The organism is Streptomyces sp. NPDC127084 (genome assembly GCF_042724175.1).
GTDB lineage: Bacteria > Actinomycetota > Actinomycetes > Streptomycetales > Streptomycetaceae > Streptomyces.
On record NZ_JBHXFA010000348.1, the window covers coordinates 1 to 1,566 of the forward strand.

At 68.0% G+C, this 1,566-nt stretch carries 2 pseudogenes; both read left to right on the forward strand.

Going from position 1 to position 1,566, the window contains the following annotated elements:
- Positions 1 to 667 (forward strand): annotated as a pseudogene (locus tag ACFWI9_RS34110) (hypothetical protein); the annotation flags it as partial.
- Between the two features lie 48 nt (positions 668 to 715).
- Positions 716 to 1,566: pseudogene (locus ACFWI9_RS34115) on the forward strand (ATP-binding protein); the annotation flags it as partial.

The following is a 1,566-nucleotide window of genomic DNA, read 5'->3' on the forward strand; positions in this document are numbered from 1 at the left end:
GCCACGCCTCATGGAGGCAGCCCTGTGGACCACGACAGGTACCACCGAACTGATCGTCACCGCGTCCTCTTTGTCCGAGCGCAATCATGTACCGGGAGTCTCCGTGAAACCGCTGCCTGCTGGTCAGGAAGCCGGAAAATACGCACCGATGGCTGGGGCGCCAGCCGCAGTGCTCCTTGCTTCCGTCGGCAACGCGGCTGCGGGAGCCGCGGTCACTCAGCCTCCATTTTGGATAGGCGAGAACCCCGCGTTTGAGTGGAGTACGTCCTTGCTGGCCAACTCGGGTGCGGGCCCCAACGCGCGGCTGCGGGCCCGGCCGTGGCTCACGATCGGGCATTGGTACGGCGACATCGACGCCGCGGCCCAGGTGGTCGACAAGCTGGTGGACAACGCCGTGCTACACGGCCGGCCCTTCACCGACGGCTGTGTCGCCCTCCGGCTGACGGTGACATCGGACACTCACGAACTCCTCGTCGCGGTTGACGACGCGTACCCCGATTTTCCGGCCTTCGAGAAGGTGGCGAACCAGTCCGAGAGGCCCGACGGGAAGCCGACCGGCCTGTGGTGGGTGGCCCACTACCAGGCACGCCTGTCGTGGGACGTGAAGAGGGACGCCGACGGCGTGGCCGTGGGCAAGACCGTGCAGGCCATCCTCCCCGCCGGCTGATACGAACCGGCCGCCCCGCACATCCTCCGAACCGACTCCGAGGACCCAATGCCTTCCCCCCAACCCGTCGCCCGCACGGCCAACCACCGCCGCAGACGAGGCCGCCGCCCACGGATAGACCGCTACTTCCTCGACGAGCTCGCCGGCGTCCTGCTCGCCCCCCTGGTCTGCCTCACCGTTCTGGCGGGTGCGACTGTCCTAGCCGCCGGGGCCTTCGACTTCACCGTCGTGCAGATCGCCATTGGTCTGGCGGGCAGCCTGCTCGTCACGGCGCTCGTGGGTTCCGTGCGCGTGCACGCCGTGGCGGCGTCTCTGCAACTGAACCGAGACGCCGAGTTGCAGCGGGTCGCGGAAGCTGTGCAGGCCGCGGAGAAGAGCGTGATTTGGACGGCCGAGGAACTGTGCCGGGGTTCGCGTCCCCCGCTCCCGGCCGAGCCCCGTTGGGATGGCGACGACTCGCTCACCAGGATTCTTGAGCAGATCGGCAACTTGCAGGTGCAGGGCGCCAATTCGATGCTGCGAGTGCACGACGAGTCGCAGGCCTCCGTCCTGGTGACGATGCACCAGACGTTGTCACAGCGTCAGCACGGCCTGATCGGGCACATGCTCGAACACCTGACGCTTCTACAGGAGGGCACCGAGGACGCGGGACTGCTCGACCGCAGCTTCAAGATCGACCACCTCGCGACGCGCCTGCGCCGCATGATCGAGAGCATCTCCGTCGTCCTGGGCGGCCAGTCCCTGCGCGCGACCCGAGCGCCCGTTGCGGTCAACAAGGTGCTACTCGGGGCGAAGTCGGAGGTCGTGAAGTACCCCCGCGTCCAGATCGCGGGCGGTGACGTGGGCGCCGCGTTCGCCCTGCCCGCCCACGTACACCCGGACGTCACACACTTGCTGGC